General features: G+C 63.2%; 15 protein-coding genes and 1 pseudogene. 7 read left to right on the top strand and 9 right to left on the bottom strand.

Annotated elements, in window-relative coordinates; all coding sequences use genetic code 11:
- Nucleotides 1-90: 90 nt before the first annotated feature.
- Nucleotides 91-2,346, bottom strand: coding sequence for a BGTF surface domain-containing protein (locus tag DJ73_RS00135; RefSeq protein WP_254921544.1), 2,256 nt, complete (start codon nucleotides 2,344-2,346; stop codon nucleotides 91-93).
- Between the two features lie 427 nt (nucleotides 2,347-2,773).
- On the opposite strand from DJ73_RS00135, the gene DJ73_RS00130 reads away from it, so the two are divergent.
- Complete coding sequence (locus DJ73_RS00130) at nucleotides 2,774-3,235, top strand: zinc ribbon domain-containing protein (protein WP_094557023.1); 462 nt, start codon at nucleotides 2,774-2,776, stop codon at nucleotides 3,233-3,235.
- Nucleotides 3,236-4,047: 812 nt separating this feature from the next.
- Here DJ73_RS00130 and DJ73_RS00125 read toward each other — a convergent pair.
- From DJ73_RS00125 to DJ73_RS00100, 6 genes and pseudogenes are all read right to left on the bottom strand, one after another.
- Nucleotides 4,048-4,746, bottom strand: a complete 699-nt coding sequence (locus DJ73_RS00125) for a hypothetical protein (RefSeq protein ID WP_094557022.1) — start codon at nucleotides 4,744-4,746, stop codon at nucleotides 4,048-4,050.
- 413 nt (nucleotides 4,747-5,159) lie between these two features.
- Nucleotides 5,160-5,765, bottom strand: a pseudogene (locus DJ73_RS21255) (archaellin/type IV pilin N-terminal domain-containing protein); the annotation flags it as partial.
- A 2-nt stretch (nucleotides 5,766-5,767) separates the two neighbouring features.
- Nucleotides 5,768-6,385, bottom strand: a complete 618-nt coding sequence (locus tag DJ73_RS00115) for an archaellin/type IV pilin N-terminal domain-containing protein (protein ID WP_094557020.1) — start codon at nucleotides 6,383-6,385, stop codon at nucleotides 5,768-5,770.
- 161 nt (nucleotides 6,386-6,546) lie between these two features.
- Nucleotides 6,547-7,278: an archaellin/type IV pilin N-terminal domain-containing protein gene (locus DJ73_RS00110; RefSeq protein WP_094557019.1), complete on the bottom strand. Its 732-nt coding sequence runs from the start codon at nucleotides 7,276-7,278 to the stop codon at nucleotides 6,547-6,549.
- Nucleotides 7,279-7,280: 2 nt separating this feature from the next.
- Nucleotides 7,281-7,895 carry an archaellin/type IV pilin N-terminal domain-containing protein gene (locus tag DJ73_RS00105; protein WP_094557025.1) on the bottom strand — a complete coding sequence of 205 codons (615 nt, stop codon included), beginning with the start codon at nucleotides 7,893-7,895 and terminating at the stop codon, nucleotides 7,281-7,283.
- Nucleotides 7,896-8,260: 365 nt separating this feature from the next.
- On the bottom strand, nucleotides 8,261-8,599 hold the full coding sequence (locus tag DJ73_RS00100) for a hypothetical protein (RefSeq protein ID WP_094557018.1): 339 nt from the start codon (nucleotides 8,597-8,599) through the stop codon (nucleotides 8,261-8,263).
- A gap of 186 nt (nucleotides 8,600-8,785) precedes the next feature.
- Here DJ73_RS00100 and DJ73_RS00095 point away from each other — a divergent pair, with 186 nt between their 5' ends.
- Nucleotides 8,786-9,124: a helix-turn-helix domain-containing protein gene (locus DJ73_RS00095; RefSeq protein WP_094524747.1), complete on the top strand. Its 339-nt coding sequence runs from the start codon at nucleotides 8,786-8,788 to the stop codon at nucleotides 9,122-9,124.
- A gap of 72 nt (nucleotides 9,125-9,196) precedes the next feature.
- Here the strand turns inward: DJ73_RS00095 and DJ73_RS00090 are convergent, their stop codons facing one another.
- Complete coding sequence (locus tag DJ73_RS00090; RefSeq protein ID WP_094524748.1) at nucleotides 9,197-9,925, bottom strand: ATPase domain-containing protein; 729 nt, start codon at nucleotides 9,923-9,925, stop codon at nucleotides 9,197-9,199.
- Between the two features lie 149 nt (nucleotides 9,926-10,074).
- Between DJ73_RS00090 and DJ73_RS00085 the strand changes: the two genes are divergently transcribed.
- The 5 genes from DJ73_RS00085 (at nucleotide 10,075) to DJ73_RS00065 (ending at nucleotide 14,007) form a co-directional block, all read left to right on the top strand.
- On the top strand, nucleotides 10,075-10,638 hold the full coding sequence (locus tag DJ73_RS00085) for a HalX domain-containing protein (RefSeq protein WP_094557017.1): 564 nt from the start codon (nucleotides 10,075-10,077) through the stop codon (nucleotides 10,636-10,638).
- A gap of 227 nt (nucleotides 10,639-10,865) precedes the next feature.
- Nucleotides 10,866-11,795, top strand: a complete 930-nt coding sequence (locus tag DJ73_RS00080) for a spondin domain-containing protein (RefSeq protein ID WP_094557016.1) — start codon at nucleotides 10,866-10,868, stop codon at nucleotides 11,793-11,795.
- A 3-nt stretch (nucleotides 11,796-11,798) separates the two neighbouring features.
- The gene (locus DJ73_RS00075) at nucleotides 11,799-13,340 is read left to right on the top strand and encodes a molybdopterin-dependent oxidoreductase (protein WP_094557015.1); all 1,542 of its coding nucleotides are present in this window, start codon (nucleotides 11,799-11,801) and stop codon (nucleotides 13,338-13,340) included.
- 89 nt (nucleotides 13,341-13,429) lie between these two features.
- On the top strand, nucleotides 13,430-13,711 hold the full coding sequence (locus DJ73_RS00070) for a winged helix-turn-helix domain-containing protein (protein WP_094524752.1): 282 nt from the start codon (nucleotides 13,430-13,432) through the stop codon (nucleotides 13,709-13,711).
- Nucleotides 13,708-14,007, top strand: a complete 300-nt coding sequence (locus tag DJ73_RS00065; RefSeq protein ID WP_094524753.1) for a hypothetical protein — start codon at nucleotides 13,708-13,710, stop codon at nucleotides 14,005-14,007. Before DJ73_RS00070 ends, DJ73_RS00065 begins: the two co-directional genes overlap by 4 nt.
- A 39-nt stretch (nucleotides 14,008-14,046) precedes the next feature.
- Here DJ73_RS00065 and DJ73_RS00060 read toward each other — a convergent pair whose 3' ends face one another.
- Nucleotides 14,047-15,468, bottom strand: a complete 1,422-nt coding sequence (locus tag DJ73_RS00060; RefSeq protein ID WP_094557014.1) for a DHH family phosphoesterase — start codon at nucleotides 15,466-15,468, stop codon at nucleotides 14,047-14,049.
- Nucleotides 15,469-15,563 lie beyond the last annotated feature (95 nt).

Genomic DNA, 15,563 nt, shown 5'->3' with positions numbered 1-15,563 from the left:
GTTCTCAGCGCTGAGAACCGCCGCCGACGTCGGTTCGACCGCCGCTGACGCCCGCGACTCGACGGGCGACGACGCCCGCGGTCGGCGCTCTCAGACCCAGTGGCCGAGAAGGTACGTCGCGCCGACGAGAACCGTCCCGCCGAACGTCTCGCGCGTCCCGATCCCGAACGGGAGGAGCGTCGCCGGGCCCTCGTCGGACCCCTCGTCGGGCGCGCCGCCGGCGCCGTCGGTCCCGTCGGCGGTTCCCCCTCCCGACCCCTCGCCGGTCGAGTCGTTCCGCGACGGGTCGCTACCGTCGCCGTCGTCGCCGTCGTCGCTGTCGTCGCCGGCGGCGTCCCCGGATCCGTCTTCACCGACGCTCTCTCTCGTTCCGTCGCCCGACCCACGGTCGTCGTCGACGCGCGTCACGGCCGGGTCGGCCTCCACGGTCAGCGTCCCGTTCACCACGTCCCCGTCAATCGCCAGCGAGTACGGGTACTCGCCCGGTTCCAGGTCGGCGTCGAGCCCGCCGAACGTCTCGTTCGTCTCGGCCTGCGGCGCGACCGTGACGTATCGCTCCCCGACGATCTCACCGTCGTCGACGTCGATCCTCAGGCGTTCCCTATTCCGTAGTTGCCCGACGTTTTCGACCTCTGTGGTAAGGTTTGCCAGCGACTCGCCGCGGGTCACCGTGAGGTTCGTTGTTGCGTTCGCCAACCGTAGCCGATCGGGGTTTGAGGCGTTTTTGACGATGAGGATCGGCCGAGTGTCCTGTAGCATCTGCCCTTGGTAGAGTCGGTAGCTCGCTTTTGTTCCAGGGGTTGCGTTAGAAAGTTCGCTGTCTACTGAAAAGTTACTGTTATTGTAGGTTAACTCAGACTCGGTCCGAAATTGCGTCTCATTTTTGTCTTGGACGATTATTGCGGATAGCTCTGGGGTAGGGAGGATCGAGGTTGTTCCGGTTATCGTTCCGTTGTCAGCCTCAACGAGGAGGGTGCGGTCGTCGTCGACGTGGTCGTATTTAACATATCGCTCTTGGATGCTGAACGACGCTTCAACACTGACCTGTCCGTTGATGTTCTCATAGTATGGGTACTGCTCTGATACTTCGTCCGTTGTTGCCGACACCGGTTTAAACGCTGCCGGTGGCTGGCCCCCACTATCGTGGAAGGCGTACCGATCGCCTTCAGTCCCTTCCAGTGAAAACTCCACTGAGAACTCATCGCCTGGGTCGGGAACATCGGTGAACGGGCCGCTATCACTCGTATCTATTGCTAAGTAAAACCGACTCGGCGGTTGACTGCTCCCCTCGCTCTCAATGTGTTGTCTCTCTGCAAAAAAGAGCGTGATATCCTCTGCATCGGCAGCTGCGAGATCGAGTTCTGAGCGGTGCTCATTCCCGCTGAGGTTCGTCTGGTGGACCCTCAGGGAGACACCTTCCTCAGCCTTAAGTAGATCAGCGAGAATACTGTGGTCAACCGAGGTTCCGGCTTCGATCGACTCGTTTGTCTTCTGTTTAGCGAAGTACGACAGGGCTCCCCATATCCCGGTTGATTCGAATCCGAGTACGATTCGATCGCCTTTCGTCACTGTTGTGCGGTTGAGTCCGTTTTTTCTGAGGACGCTGACCGATTCTCCCTCTTCATCGTTGTTAATCATGTCCGCATTTGGGGTGGTGAACACCTCGATTTCGTCGTGTAACTCTGGCTGTTGCAACACAAGATCAGACTCTGCAGCTACCTCAACTGGGTCTACCGCACCAGAATCCCGGATAATAAACGTGCCGCCGGTAATCGCAATCCGGTATCGTTCTGGAACTAAGGGTCGTGCGAGGCCGCCTGCGCCGGTTGCACTGGGGATTTCTGTCCGCAGTTCAGAGAGATCCTCGGCAACCACGTCTCCGTTTTCATCTCTAAACTCAAGATCACAGGACACGTCGGCGGCGCTACAACTGTCGACATTGCTTTCTCTCGTTCCCATGAGTCGCGTATTGATCGTGGTCGAATCTCCGCTCACCTTGAGTACATCGACGAAACTGACCGTGCCGCCAGAATCGGTGAGGCGGTTACCGCCGACCAACAGGTATGCGGAGTCGTTCTCGGACGCATCGACGATATGTCTGATCTCTACCGGATCACCCGCTGTTCCAGTGTACGTCGGTCGGCTGAACGTGCCGTCGATTTCCTGGCGGGTGATGTCGTCTGATCCCGCTACGCTCTCAGTTGTGATCGCCGGGACGACTTCATTACCGCTGGCTGATGCCGTTCCGTCGGTTGGCGTTGTTTCGCTGGTTGATGATATTTTTTCTTTTCCGATCGTCGCCGCAGCGGGACCCGTGGCCGCGGCACCGAGAAGCGAGAAGAGCAATATGAGGACAACTACTACACACCAGAGAGTTGAAAGCCGGGACCGGACAGTAGTGTTCTCGCTTTTACAAATTTCCTCGTTGCATCTGTCTTGAGGGTCACCGCGGCCGTCACGAGTCTCAATACGACAGCTTTTGGAATCAACGGTTGCCCCTCTGTCGGACCGATTTGTCCCGTCTCGCGGAGGTCTGGAGATCATCGTGGTGTCGGGGTTATCGTAACGGGGCCGAATCGCGCTGACGGCTCGCCGTGGGTTGATACACGGTCTGGATCTCAGCGACTAAAACGTATCCACCCAATTATCGCGTCAGAGAACGGGAATCGATCGCTGTGGTATGGTTTGGGTCGAATCGACCGATAGAGGTGAGATCAAAACTCACGTTAAGCCCCGAAGAGTTAAGCATGCCCGCGGTCCGCTTTCGATGAGGATGAAGACCTGTCCCCGGTGCGAGTCGTCGATCGACGACGAGGCCCGTTACTGCGTCGACTGCGGCGCTCCCCAGACCGAGGCGGCCGCCGAGGAGCTCGACGAGTACGTGCAGCGACAGGCGCAGCAGGTCGCCGCTGACTCGGGGGCGGCGGGCGGCGACGGTGGATCCGGCGGCGGTAACGGAGGCGTGGCTGGCTTCGTACCGACCGAAGAGCTCACCGACCGCGAACAGCTCTGGCGGCGCGGCTGTTACGTCGCTGGATACGGCACGATCGTCGTCGCGCTCACGCTGGTCCCGCAGGCCGGAGCGTTCCTCCTGATTCTCGGCGGGATCGCCATCTTACCGCCGGTCCGCCGGCTGACGGCGGAGCCGCTCGGGAGCCCGCTGAAACGCGAGGTGATGGCCGGGCTGTACGCGATATTCGCCGTCATCGGCGCGGCGCTGCTCGTGCTGTTGTAACCCTCTGCCGCACATCTCTCAATAAATATCTTGTTCAGCGTGTCAGTTTCCTGTCGCATATGAAACATCATATCATAATATTTATATTAAGTCTGTGCTACACCGATATCGTGATTGAGTGTCGACAGCTCTACCGTTCAAAAGACGTTCTCACAGTTGTCTCACCGTTCATATTACTTATGACCGTGTCTGCGGCTCTCTTCCGACAAATCGGCAGGTTTCAGTAAACCATCCATCCGCAAAGACATCCCGGTGAAACGGGTGAAACTGGGGGTCAGTGAGTTCTCGTTGACCGCACGGCCGCCACGCACCAGTCGACGTCGAAACAGGTGTGAGCGCTCGCTTCGAAAATCACCAGCCGGCACCATCATGGTGTGCGTTAACTTGTTTTTCTCAGCAGCTGACCAATCGACAATAGTGAGTATAATTCAGAAGCCGAACATTCGAGATCGACGCTGCCACCCCGGGTCTCTCGGGGGTGGCAGGCTAAATTGGATTTATTCATCAAGAAATTTATTTAGTCAGGTATCTCCACGAGTCGTCTTGATTGAGCAGACATCGCAGGTAGACACCGATCTGACACCGGCTGCGACCGGAGTCTGTTATCATGGCTGTCTCTGCCTGCGCTGGTTCTTTATTCGGTGCGCGTTCGGTCGCTATTTTTCACTCCTTGTCTGCGGGTGTATTGCGGAGGGATTCGCCTTTGAAAATAGCGAGTCGACTGCAAGCTGACTTCTTCTCGCGCCTGAACACGTAGGTATGCGCTTGTATCATGTATTAGTCGAAATCATAAGCTTATTTTGCTGAGATAATTACTGGATCCGGAACCCGCCCGCCTCCTCCGCGGCGCGAACGAGGTCGCCGATGCTGTCGCTCGCCGTGAGCCCCTGGCTCGCGGCGAACCGCTTTATCGCCACCGGCGGCACGTCGACGGTCGTCTCCGAGGCGACGAGGAGGAGCCCCAGCGCCTCCGGCGTCGGCGAGCTCGGGCCCGCGTTCGACGCGAACCACGTCACGAGCGAGTCGAACGTCGCCGTCACGTCGTTCGACACCATCCGCTGGCGGGTGGTGTCGCCGTCCGCGTGGAGCGTCGCGTCGATGCCGTAGGTGAACCCGTCGCCGTCGAAGGAGCCCGCTAGCCACCGGCTCACCGCCTGTCGGTCGACCTCCGCGGCGGGTCGTCTGCCGCCGCGCTCGCCCTGACCGCTCCGACCGCCGCGACCGGCTTCCGGCTCACCGCGACCTCGGCCCGGAGCGGCCGCGTTCGCCTGCGGATCCGCGCCCGGCGGCTGTCGCTCCGCGGGGCTCGCGGGGTCCGCGCTGGTGAACCCGGACTCGTCGGCGGCCCCCCGCTGCGGCCGCGACCGCCCGACGTTGGGCCGGCCGTTCGTCCCGACGACGTACCGACCCTCCCCGATTTCGACGACGCTCTCGTCGTCGGTGAAGTCGAGTTCGTCGGGGTCCGCCGGCGGCGCGTCCGGGTCGGCCGCCGATGCGTCGTGGTCACTCATGGCGTAGCCGTGGTGACGCGATAAAATAGGTGTTCCGGGTAGATCGCCTCTAACTGCGATCTGAGTTGGGAATGGTTTGGTACTATCTAAAGCCGAACGGCTTCGCCGTTCTCGTTGAACAAGTCAGGCGCGCTGAGTTCGGCTGAGGTCGTTGCACCAGCGGGTGAAACAATATCAAGGGTCGCAGAGTCGGCCTGTCCGAATTTATCATTCGTGTTATCGGTGTTCTTTAGCGCACCAACGGCCGGATTCAAAACGATCTGATACTGCGTTCCACTATTGAGTACAGGATTTTCCATGAACGACCCATCGTCACGGACTGCGAACTGGCTAGCACCGATGTCGCTGACACCGGCCACAGGTGGATTTACAACAGTGACTGTTGCAGTATCAAGTACGTTGGTCGAATCATCACGTAGTTCAATCGTAAGAGTGTCTCCTTGCGATGGGGCAACATTACTGAAGCTAATAGTGGTTGTGCCGCCATCCGGGGCACTTGCAGTATCCTCGTTGCTACTACCATCTACGACCGCCACATCGCCATATGTTGTACTTGCACCAGAGGTGCCGGTCTTAATTTCGACTCCGGAAGCGTCACTTGCAACCTCCGCTGGTGCAACAATCTCATTTTCGCTCGCAGAGGCCGGCATATCATCATCAATACCTCCCGAGGCGAACACGAGATTTTGCTGCCCTCCTGGTCCAACTGCCTGAATTGTGGTCTCACCCAAGTCGATCTGATCCGCGCCTGGCGCACCAGTGACAGTGATGCGGACTTCGTCTAGCTCCTCAGTGTTACTTGACGAGACGATTCCAACCTCGCTCGTTACGGCGACCCGCTCTGAAACGAGGTCAGTACTTTCTTCTCCCGTTGCTTCTGCTTGTGTCTGGAGAAAGCCGGCCGTGTTAATCAGGACGCCAGCAGCTATCGCTGCTACTAGCACCATCGCGATGAATACGATGAGCGTCCCAATCCCTACCTGACCGCGTTCCTCCTTGTTGGACGTAAATTCGAACATTGTTACAGCCTCACTGAGCTATCAACCACGGTACTCGGCACGCGAATCTCAGTAGTCGTCGAAGCCCCTGAAGCAGTCGTAAACGTCACTGAGAGCGAGTCACCCTCTTCGAGACTGTACGCGCCATCACCGGCGTTACCTCCGCCGGTCGTCGGAGAACCACCATCATCGAGAGTGATTGATACCTGCGCACGGTCACTGGTATCGGTAAACACAACGTTATTGTCTCCCTTGAACATATCAATGACAGTTCCATCGCCGGAGCCCTCGCTCAGCGTGAACGTCTCCTGTCCATCTCCGCCGATGAGTTCGACCGACGTTGTACTTAGGTCGATATTGCTTGCTCCCGGAGATTGTGCTAGTACGAAGCTCAACTCAACAATCTGTCCGTCATTGTAATCGCTATCGAACGTCCCAGATTGGCTTACGACCTGTAGTCGATCACTCACCTGGGATGTACTCTCCTCGCCCGTTGCCTCTGCCTGTGTTTGGAGGAAGCCGGCCGTGTTAATCAGGACGCCAGCAGCTATCGCCGCTACTAGCACCATCGCGATGAACACGATGAGCGTCCCGATGCCAACTTGGCCGCGCTCTTCCTCATCGAATATGTTTTCGAACATTGATTTGCTTGTTTGCCCGTGAGTACCTATCGCGGGCCGTACTTGTGGGGGTGCGAGCAAGAATATAAACAAATGGCCGAAATTATTTTTATAGATAATTAGAGGCGGTCCGCAATTCATATGATACTAAATGACAATGATATAAAAGAAGAACCGAGTGATTACAGCCGGACGGCTTCGCCGTCAGTGTTGAACAGATCGGGGGCACTCAGTTCAACTGAGGTAGTCGCCGAGGACGGTGACACAATATCAAGTGAGGATGAGTCGCCTTCACCGAAGACGGCTGCCCCGGAACCGTGTTGGAAATTATACCCTGCGTTGTAAACGGCGGTCCCTGCACCAGACCCATCAGTTAATCCCCCGAATGGCTCTGCGCCAGGATTAACGACAATGGTAAACTGGTCGTTATCGTTGAGAACAGCTTCGCTGTCTTGAGCAATTTCACCGTTTTTGACCACCACGAATTCTCCTTGGTCAATTTGCGTTGCGAAGTCGTCCCCCTGACCCCCAGTATAGTCAAAGTCGGTACCCTCAGCGTTCTGGTCGGTGAAAACTAAATTTGCCTGACCATTTGGACCGACCGCTTGGATTGTTGTCTCACTTAGGTCTATCTGGTCGGATCCAGCAGCACCGCTGACACTCAGGCGAATTTGATTGAGCTCGCCATCGCTCTCACTCCCTACGATACCGACGGCACTAGTCACATCAATTCGCTCAGAGACAAGGTCGGTGCTCTCTTGTCCAGTTGCTTCTGCCTGTGTCTGAAGAAAGCCGGCAGTGTTAATCAAGACGCCAGCAGCTATCGCCGCCACCAACACCATCGCAATAAACACAATGAGGGTTCCGATCCCAACTTGGCCACGCTCTTCAGTATTGATTGTGGACTCGAACATTGTTAGAGCCTCACGGTACTATCGACCACCGTACTTGGTACACGGATCTCCGTCGTTGTGGACGCCCCCGAGGCGGTGGTGAAGGTGACCGTCAAAGTATCACCTTCCTGAAGAACATACGGAGTAGCTCCAACCTGATTGTCCGCGTTGACACCATTCTGATCAAGATCAATCGTTACCTGTGCCCGGTCACTGTTATCTGTCAAAACAACGTTATTTGGGCTATTGAAGATATCGATTTCAGTACCGTCACCACCATCAGCCTCGCTCAGTGTGAATGTTTCTTGACCGCTTGAACCGATGAGTTCCACCGAGACAGCGCTCAAGTCGACATTTTCGGCACCAGGCGATTGTGCGACAACAAAGTCTAGTCTATCTATCTGTCCTGGAGACAGAGTATCATCGAACGTGCCTGACTGACTGACTATTTGCAGCCGGTCGCTCACTTGCGCTGTACTCTCTTCGCCCGTCGCCTCCGCCTGCGTCTGGAGGAAGCCGGCCGTGTTGATCAGGACGCCGGCGGCGATCGCCGCCACCAGCACCATCGCGATGAACACGATGAGGGTCCCGATCCCCACTTGCCCGCGCTCTTCCTCGTCCAGTATGGTTTCGAACATTGTGTGTTGCGTCGGCCCCCGGTCTGCCCGGCGGGCGTTATCGATAGGAAGTGGCATTTCACTAATAAAGACTCCGTGCAGATTATCCGAACTGATAAACAACTGCAGTCATGCGATTATCGCGTTAATTACGAGATAATAATTTCTACAACTATCAACGATATCTCGTTTCGGTTATCGGATTAGATACTCGGGTCGTCGCTGTGCGTCCGCGCGGACGACGGGTGATCCGCAGTCGATACAGACGGGGTCGATCCGAGGCCGAAGCTGGTCGACGAGTCACGTCTCTGGAACGAGCGGACGAACAAGCAGACGTACGGGCGGAACCGCTTCCCGCGCCCCGCGTTTCGATGCCTCGCGGGCCGCTACCGGTCCTGGATCCGCGCGAGCTCGGACTCGGGGATCACGAGCTCCCGCGTCCTGGGTTCGTAGACGGCGAGGCTCCCGGCGACGAGCGCCATCGACGCCGCCAGCAGCCCGGTGTTGATCAAAAGCAGCGCCGCCGCGTCGGCGAACGACGTCCGGAAGCCGGCGACGGGCGTCGCGACGGCCGCGACGACGACCAGTCCGAAGCCGACGGCCAGGTACGCCATCGCGGTGCGGCCCGACGACCGGTACGCGGCGACGGCGAACGCCGCCAGCGTCGCGCTCGCGCCCGCCAACACGGTGGTCGTCACGAGATACAACCCCTCGATGAGCTCCATACCCGCCCTCCTCGGAGTCGACACATAAACCCACGGTGGCGGCTATCACCGGCGATAACACGGCATTTCGCGGTGACAGACCCGCAGAGCCCGGTACGGCTCCCGACGCGGCCCCGTCCCGGAATCTACGCCGCCTGCAACCACCGGTATCCTTTTAAGACGCAAAAATCAACAGCGATAACGTGAATGGTGGGGGACGACCTGATCACAGTGCTCGGTAACAAGTACAACACGGACATCCTGACCGCGACCGGAGACGCGATGTCCGCGCAGGACCTGAGCGACGAGCTCGACGTCCCGATCGCGACGTGTTACCGCCGGATCAACGAGCTCGAGGAGGCCGACCTCCTCGAGCTCCACGACCGACCGCTCTCGGACGAGCACCGGCGCGTGAAGGTGTACCGCCGGAAAGTCGACGGCGTCGAGGTCGACTTCACGGACGGGCTCACTGTCGAGGTCGAAGATCGGTCCGCGGTGAAAAACCGGCTGGACGACGTGTGGCGCGACCTCTCGTCGAGTCAGTAGCGTCCCGACACCTCCCGCACCGCCTCCCCCTTCTGCGCCGCCGAGACGCGCGGTCTCTCCGCTCCGTCCGCGTCAGAACGACGGCTCGTCGGACCGCCCCATCATCGAGAACCCGCCGGCCCGCTCGTGGACGGTGATCCCGCCGTCGCCGATCTCCATCGGGAAGATGTCGGTGTCGATGTCCTGCTTCCGCATCTTCGCCACCCAGACGTACCGGTTGACGCCCGAGTCCGTCGGCGTCTGGATGAAGTAGATGTTCCCGTCCGTGAGGAAGTTCTCCAGCCCGACCTCCGTGTCCGGGAACACGGCGCCCTGCTCGTTGATGAGCAGCGAGGTCAGCCCGTTCGCCTTGAGGATGTCGGAGAACTTCAACAGATACGTCCGCTTCTCCTGTTCGGCGTCGAAGAAGAGCTGGAACATCGACAGCGAGTCGAGCACGAGCCGGTCGAAGTCGGCGTCCTCGATCGTGTCGAGGAGTCGGTCGACCGCCGTCGAGAAGTCGGTCTCGCGCAGCATCTCCCGCTTGTCTAAGATCACGATGTCGCCGTCGTCGACGGCGTCGCCGAACCCGTCGAGACCGATCGACTCCGCGGCGCCGCGGATGTCCGCTTCGTCCTCCTCGAACGAGACGTACACGCCGCGCTCGTCGTGTTCCGTGACGCCGTGGTAGAGGTACTGGATTCCGAAAATGCTCTTGCCGGTCCCGGGGTTCCCGGAGACGAGCACCGTCGACCGCTTCGTGATGCCGCCGGTGAGGATCGAGTCGAGCCCCTCGACCCCGGTGGAGACGAGTTCTGACATTCGTCCCATCATTGGCGACGGGAGTATATAAAAGACGATCCGACGCGGCCGATCGGTCGAACCGACGCCGACAGCTTTATTTCTCGACACGCCGCCCGTTCGTATATGCCCGGTGAAGCGTCTCCCGTCGACCCCGGCGGTGATCGGCGGTGAGCGACCCTTCGGTCCTCGTCGTCGAGGACGAACCCGACATCGCCGCGCTGTACGCCGGCTTCCTCGAGGCGGAGTACGACGTCGACCTCGCCGAGACCGCCGCGGAGGCGATCGACCGGGTCGACGCGAGCGTCGACGTGGTGCTCCTCGACCGTCGACTCCCCGACGGGAGCGGCGACGACGTGCTCGAACACATCCGCGAGGCCGGCCACGACTGCCGAGTCGCGATGGTCACCGCGGTCGAGCCCGACTTCGACATCATCGACATGGGGTTCGATCTGTACCTCACCAAGCCCGTCAGCCGCTCGAAGCTGTTGACGGCGATCGAGACCCTTCTCACCCGCAGCGAGTACGACGACCTCGTTCAGGAGGCGGCGGCGCTGGCGAGCAAGCGCGCGGTCCTCAGCTCGCAGAAGCCCGCCGCCCAGCGCGAGGGCAACGAGGCGTACGCCGATCTCGTCGATCGGCTGGAGAACCTCGACACCGACATCGACGACCTCGGCGAGTCGCTCTCCTCCGACGACTACCGCGCGATGTTCCGAGACCTCGGCGAGGCCTGACCCGACGTCGCTCGCGCCCTCGCCGCTCTCCCTTGTCCGCTCGCTTCCGCGCTCTCGACGAGACCCGCCGATCGCGAGCCTCGGCGGCAGCGCTCGGATCCCGAGCCAGATATCGATGACCGCGTCCGGATCCCGGCCGAAATTTGAACGGATCTCGGACTGACTCCGCACCAAAGTTGTCCGGTAGTTGAAAAATCTATATCCCCGTCATCGCCCTCGTCCGGAACATGACGGACCGAGACACGCGGCGACGGTTCCTGACGACGAGCGGTGGACTGGTAACGCTGGGGCTCGCCGGTTGCCTCGGCGACGGCGGAAGCGACGGAGCCGACGCGAACGGCGACGACGGGATGGACGGGAACGACACGGACGACGGGATGGACGAGGGCGACGGAATGGACGATGGCGACGGGATGGACGAGGGCGACGAGATGGACGGCGACGGCGACGACGAGATGACGGAATCCGCCACGGTCCGCGTCCGGATCGAGAACGTCGCGTCCGCGGAGTTCTATCCCGCGGACACGTCGACCGACGGCGCCGTCTGGGTCACGCCGGGGGCGTACGCCGTGCACGAGGGCGGGAATCCGATATACGAGCTCGGCGAGCCGGCGTCCGTCGGACTCGAAGCGCTGGCCGAGGCCGGGCCGCCGACGGGATTCGAGGGGGAAGACGGGCTCGTCGACGAGCTCGGCGCGTCGACGGACGTCCGCGACTCGGGGCCGTACACCCCCGCGGACACGGTCGCGGATCCGAACGATCCGACGGGGGAGGTCCCGGGGGCCCCGCCGATCGCGCCCGGCGGCGCCTTCGAGTTCGAGGCGACGGTCGCGCCGGGCCAGCGGCTCTCCTTCGCCTCGATGTTCGTCCCGTCGAACGACGTCTTCGTCTCGACGGGCGAAGACGGCGCCGCGCTCTGGCCCGAGGGGGGCGACCCCGTCGACGGCGACGTCACCGACGCCGTGTCGCTGTTCGACGCGGGGACGGAGCCGAACGCGGAGGCCCCCGGTACCGGTCCCGACCAAGCGCCCGCGCAGGACGCGCCCGATCAGGGCGACGACGAGGGCGGAAGCGTGCGGCGGCTGAGCGACGTCGACGACGGCCACGAGTACCCGGCCGCCGAGGACGTGGTTCAAGTGACTGTAACCCCGACGTAAACTATGATCGACGTTACCGAACGGCGAGGCGCGCTGCTCGCGACGGCGGCCGGGACCGCCGGGGTCGCCGGCTCGTACCTCGTCACGGGCTGGTCGCCCGCGTTCGTCGTCCGCCCCGTCGATCAGGCCATCGTCAACCTGACGCCCGGGCCGATCGTGACCTTCATGATCGAGAACGTCGGCGACGCGGGCCACCTGGTCCACATCGCCATGGCGTTCGCCGCCGTGATCGGGCTGTTCGCCGCGGTCGCGTTCGCCGGCCTGCAACTCTCGGCGCGCACAGAGAGTTCGCCGGTCGGCGCCGCGGCGACCGGTCTGGCGTCGTGGCTGCTCGCCGCCGGTCTGACCGGCGGTCCGACCCAGGCGCTGGGCGTTGCGCTCCCCGCGGCGGTCGCCGTCGCGATCGGCGGTCTCCCGCCCGACGCGTCCGAACCGTCGTCTCCCGACCCGGCCTCCGGCGACGGGTCCTCGGTCGCGGTCGACTCGACGAAAGCCGTCGACGCGGTGCGTCGCCGGACGCTCGGCGTCGTGGCGGCGACGTTCGGGTTCGTCGTCACGGCCGTCATCGGTCGGCGGTTGCCGGACGCGGACGGTGACGACACGCTCGCCGACGCCCCGCGGTCGGAGGGCGCGACCGAGCGGCTCCGCGAGGTCGGCGCGGCCTCGCTGGCGGTCGAGAGCGACGGTCTCCTCGGCATGGTGAGTCCCATCGGCGAGTTCTACAACGTCGACATCGCGGAGTTCGACCCGGAGGTCACCGCGGCGGAGTGGTCGCTGACGTTCACCGGCGAGACCGGCGGCGAGCGGACGGTCGCCTTCGACGAGCTGACCGACCGACCCGTCGAGCACCGCGCGGTGACGCTCCGGTGCGTCGGCGAGGACCTGAACGGCCGCAAACTGGACAACGCCGTCTGGACGGGGACCCCGATCCGTCCCCTGCTCGAGTCCGTCGACCCGCAGGGCGACTGCAACTGCGCGATGCTGCGCGGCGAGGACGGCTACTACGTCCAGTTCCCGGTCGACGTGCTCGCCGACGGCTTCCTCGCGTGGGGGATGAACGGGAAGGAGCTCCCGCCCGGCCACGGCCACCCGGTCCGGGTGCTGATCCCGGGCCACTGGGGGGAGACGAACGTGAAGTGGCTCTCGGAGATCGAGCTGTTGAACGTGGAGGAGGACGGCTACTGGGAGGAACGCGGTTGGGAGGGGACCGGCGAGGTGAAGACGGTCGCCAAGCTCTGGGACGAGGGGATCACGGAGCTCGACGACGGCCGGATCGAGCTGGCCGGCCACGCCTACGCCGGGACCCGCGGGATCGAGCGCGTCGAGGTCTCGACCGACGGGGGCGACTCGTGGACCGACGCCGCCCTCTCCGACCCGCTCCCCGACGCCGACGTCTGGCGGCAGTGGCGCCACGTCTTCGACCCCGACGGGACGAGCGAGGTCGTCGTCCGCGCGGTCGACGGTGAGGGGAACCGCCAGATCCGAGAGCCGTCGGACCCGTCGCCGACCGGCGCCTCGGGCTGGGTCCGCCGGACGGTCGGGTGACCGCCCGCCGCAGTCCGTCGATCGCCTCGCCGGGCACCCGCCCGCGTCGCAACGACTTTCACACCCCACCCGACACAACAGTACGCCAAATGGAGAAGGCCCTGTGGTACCTGTTCGTCGCGAGCCGCGGTGGCGCCAACAGGGTCCGGATCGTCCGGGAACTCCGCGCCCGCCCCCGGAACGCGAACGAACTCGCGGAGGAACTGGACGTCGACTACAACACGATCACCCACCACCTAGAGATGTTAGAAGACCACGACGTCGTCGAGCCGAGCGACCACGACTACGGGAAGCTCTACTTCCTGACCGACCGCTTCGAGCGTCACACGGACGCGTTCGAGGAGATCACGTCTGAGGTGGACGCCGAATGAATCCCGCGACGCCGACCGGGATCGCCGTCCTACTCGCGGGCGTCAACAGCGCGCTGCTGGCGGTGCTGGCCGCGGTCTGGCTCCGCAACTACCGGGAGTTCGGCTCCACGCTACTCCTGGGGTTGCTCGGGTTCAGCGCCGTTCTGCTGGTCGAGAACCTGGTCTCCGTCGCCTTCTTTTTCAGCAGCATGCGGACGCTGTACGCGATGGACCCGCTCGTGGGGCGAGTCGTGCTCGCGATGAGCGTGCTCGAACTGCTCGCGGTGTCGCTGCTGACGTACGTGACGCTGAAGTGACCGGGCTCCGTCGCGGTCGGGCCGCGAGCCGCGACCCCCTCACGAGAGCTGGTCGCCGACCAGCCGGTCCGCCTCGGCGAGGAACGCGTCGCGCTCGTCGATCGGGATCGTCGCGCCCGCGGCGACGTCGTGACCCCCGCCATCGCCGCCGACGGCCCGACTCGCCTCCCGCATCACCGCGGAGAGGTCGAGCCCCCGCCGCACGAGGGCGTGCGAGCCACGCGAGGACACCTTCAGCTCCTCGGCGCTCTCCTCCGCGAACGCGATCACGGGCTTCGAGCGGTCGACCGCCGGCGAGCCGATCGCCATCCCGGCGACGATCCCGACGATCGTCTCGCGGATCCGCGAGCCGGCGTCGAACCACTGGAGGTGCTCCGCCTCGGTGACGCCCTCCGTCTTCACCCACTGGAGCCCCTCGGAGAGGTTCCGGCGGTGGGTCCGGAGGAGCCGCCGGGCCTCGGCGAGGGCGTCGCCGCGGTCGCCGAGACACACCGCGAGACCGACGTCGGCGCGCTCGTACCGGGCGGTCGCGTTGAGCAGTGTCGAGAACTCGCTGACGTCCCGCAGCTCCGTGCCGGGCTCCTCGTCGACGAGCGTGTAGGAGGTGCCGACGAGCGCCTCGATCCGGTCGGCGGGGACGCCGGAGGCGACGGCGCGGCGCATCAGCGCCGAGGCGAGGGTCCGCCGCTCCTCGCCGTCGAGGTCGACCCAGCGGCGCCACTCGCCGTCGCGTCTCACGTCGACGTCGAGGTCGGTCAGGAAGGAGATCGCCCCCGCCTCGTCGTTCGAGACGCCCGGGATCTTCACGTCCGAGGCGTACTCCAGCAGCTTCGGCAGCGGTCGGGTCTGTCTCCCGTACAGGTCCAGGTCGGTGCGCGTCTCGATGACGCCGGCGTCGACGCCGTCGGCGACGATCGCCTCGTTGGCGCCGGCGAGCCCGCCGTCGGAGTCCTGCATGTCCCCGACCGCGCCGACGACCGCGAGCGCGGCGAGGTCGCGGTTGTCGCCGTCGGGACCCTCCAGCGCTCGCGCGAGCACGTAGCTGGCGCCCGCGCCCGACAGCTCGCTCGCGCCGTCGATCCCCTCTAAGAGGGGGTTGAGGTGGAACTCCGTGTCGCGGTCGGCCGGCTGGTGGTGGTCGGCGATCACGGGGACGAAGTCGCCGCGGGCCTCGTGGTCGGCGATCGCGTCGAGCTGCCCGGAGCCGAAGTCGGTGAACAGCACCACGTCGAACTCGCGGGCGGCGATGCCGGCGATGGACTCGGCGTCCAGCTGCTTCTCGAAGACGACCTCGTGGTCGATCCCGGCGCGCGCGAGCGCCGACGAGGCGACCCCGGCGCTCGTCAGCCCGTCGGCGTCGATGTGCGACGCGAGCAGCACCCGGTCGGCGGCGCGGAGGCGGTCGGCGCAGGCGCTCGCGCGCTGGGCGAGGTCCGGCACGGGTGAGTCGGCGACTGCCATTACCCCTCGTTGGCTCGCGATCGGGGATAAACTCACGCTTCGGTGCGGAGCGCGGTCGAACCGCGCGACGCCCCGAACTCCGGCGGCGGCGGAGA

Source organism: Halorubrum sp. Ea1, assembly GCF_002252965.1.
Taxonomy (GTDB): domain Archaea; phylum Halobacteriota; class Halobacteria; order Halobacteriales; family Haloferacaceae; genus Halorubrum.
This window is presented reverse-complemented; position numbering and strand designations above follow the sequence as displayed.

Bases quoted from the DNA above. Each gene is read 5' to 3' on its own strand.
- DJ73_RS00130 (WP_094557023.1), top strand. From the start codon at position 2,774: ATGAAGACCTGTCCCCGGTGCGAGTCGTCGATCGACGACGAGGCCCGT.
- DJ73_RS00125 (WP_094557022.1), bottom strand. From the start codon at position 4,746: ATGAGTGACCACGACGCATCGGCGGCCGACCCGGACGCGCCGCCGGCG.
- DJ73_RS00115 (WP_094557020.1), bottom strand. From the start codon at position 6,385: ATGTTCGAAAACATATTCGATGAGGAAGAGCGCGGCCAAGTTGGCATC.
- DJ73_RS00110 (WP_094557019.1), bottom strand. From the start codon at position 7,278: ATGTTCGAGTCCACAATCAATACTGAAGAGCGTGGCCAAGTTGGGATC.
- DJ73_RS00105 (WP_094557025.1), bottom strand. From the start codon at position 7,895: ATGTTCGAAACCATACTGGACGAGGAAGAGCGCGGGCAAGTGGGGATC.
- DJ73_RS00100 (WP_094557018.1), bottom strand. From the start codon at position 8,599: ATGGAGCTCATCGAGGGGTTGTATCTCGTGACGACCACCGTGTTGGCG.
- DJ73_RS00095 (WP_094524747.1), top strand. From the start codon at position 8,786: ATGGTGGGGGACGACCTGATCACAGTGCTCGGTAACAAGTACAACACG.
- DJ73_RS00090 (WP_094524748.1), bottom strand. From the start codon at position 9,925: ATGTCAGAACTCGTCTCCACCGGGGTCGAGGGGCTCGACTCGATCCTC.
- DJ73_RS00080 (WP_094557016.1), top strand. From the start codon at position 10,866: ATGACGGACCGAGACACGCGGCGACGGTTCCTGACGACGAGCGGTGGA.
- DJ73_RS00075 (WP_094557015.1), top strand. From the start codon at position 11,799: ATGATCGACGTTACCGAACGGCGAGGCGCGCTGCTCGCGACGGCGGCC.
- DJ73_RS00070 (WP_094524752.1), top strand. From the start codon at position 13,430: ATGGAGAAGGCCCTGTGGTACCTGTTCGTCGCGAGCCGCGGTGGCGCC.
- DJ73_RS00065 (WP_094524753.1), top strand. From the start codon at position 13,708: ATGAATCCCGCGACGCCGACCGGGATCGCCGTCCTACTCGCGGGCGTC.
- DJ73_RS00060 (WP_094557014.1), bottom strand. From the start codon at position 15,468: ATGGCAGTCGCCGACTCACCCGTGCCGGACCTCGCCCAGCGCGCGAGC.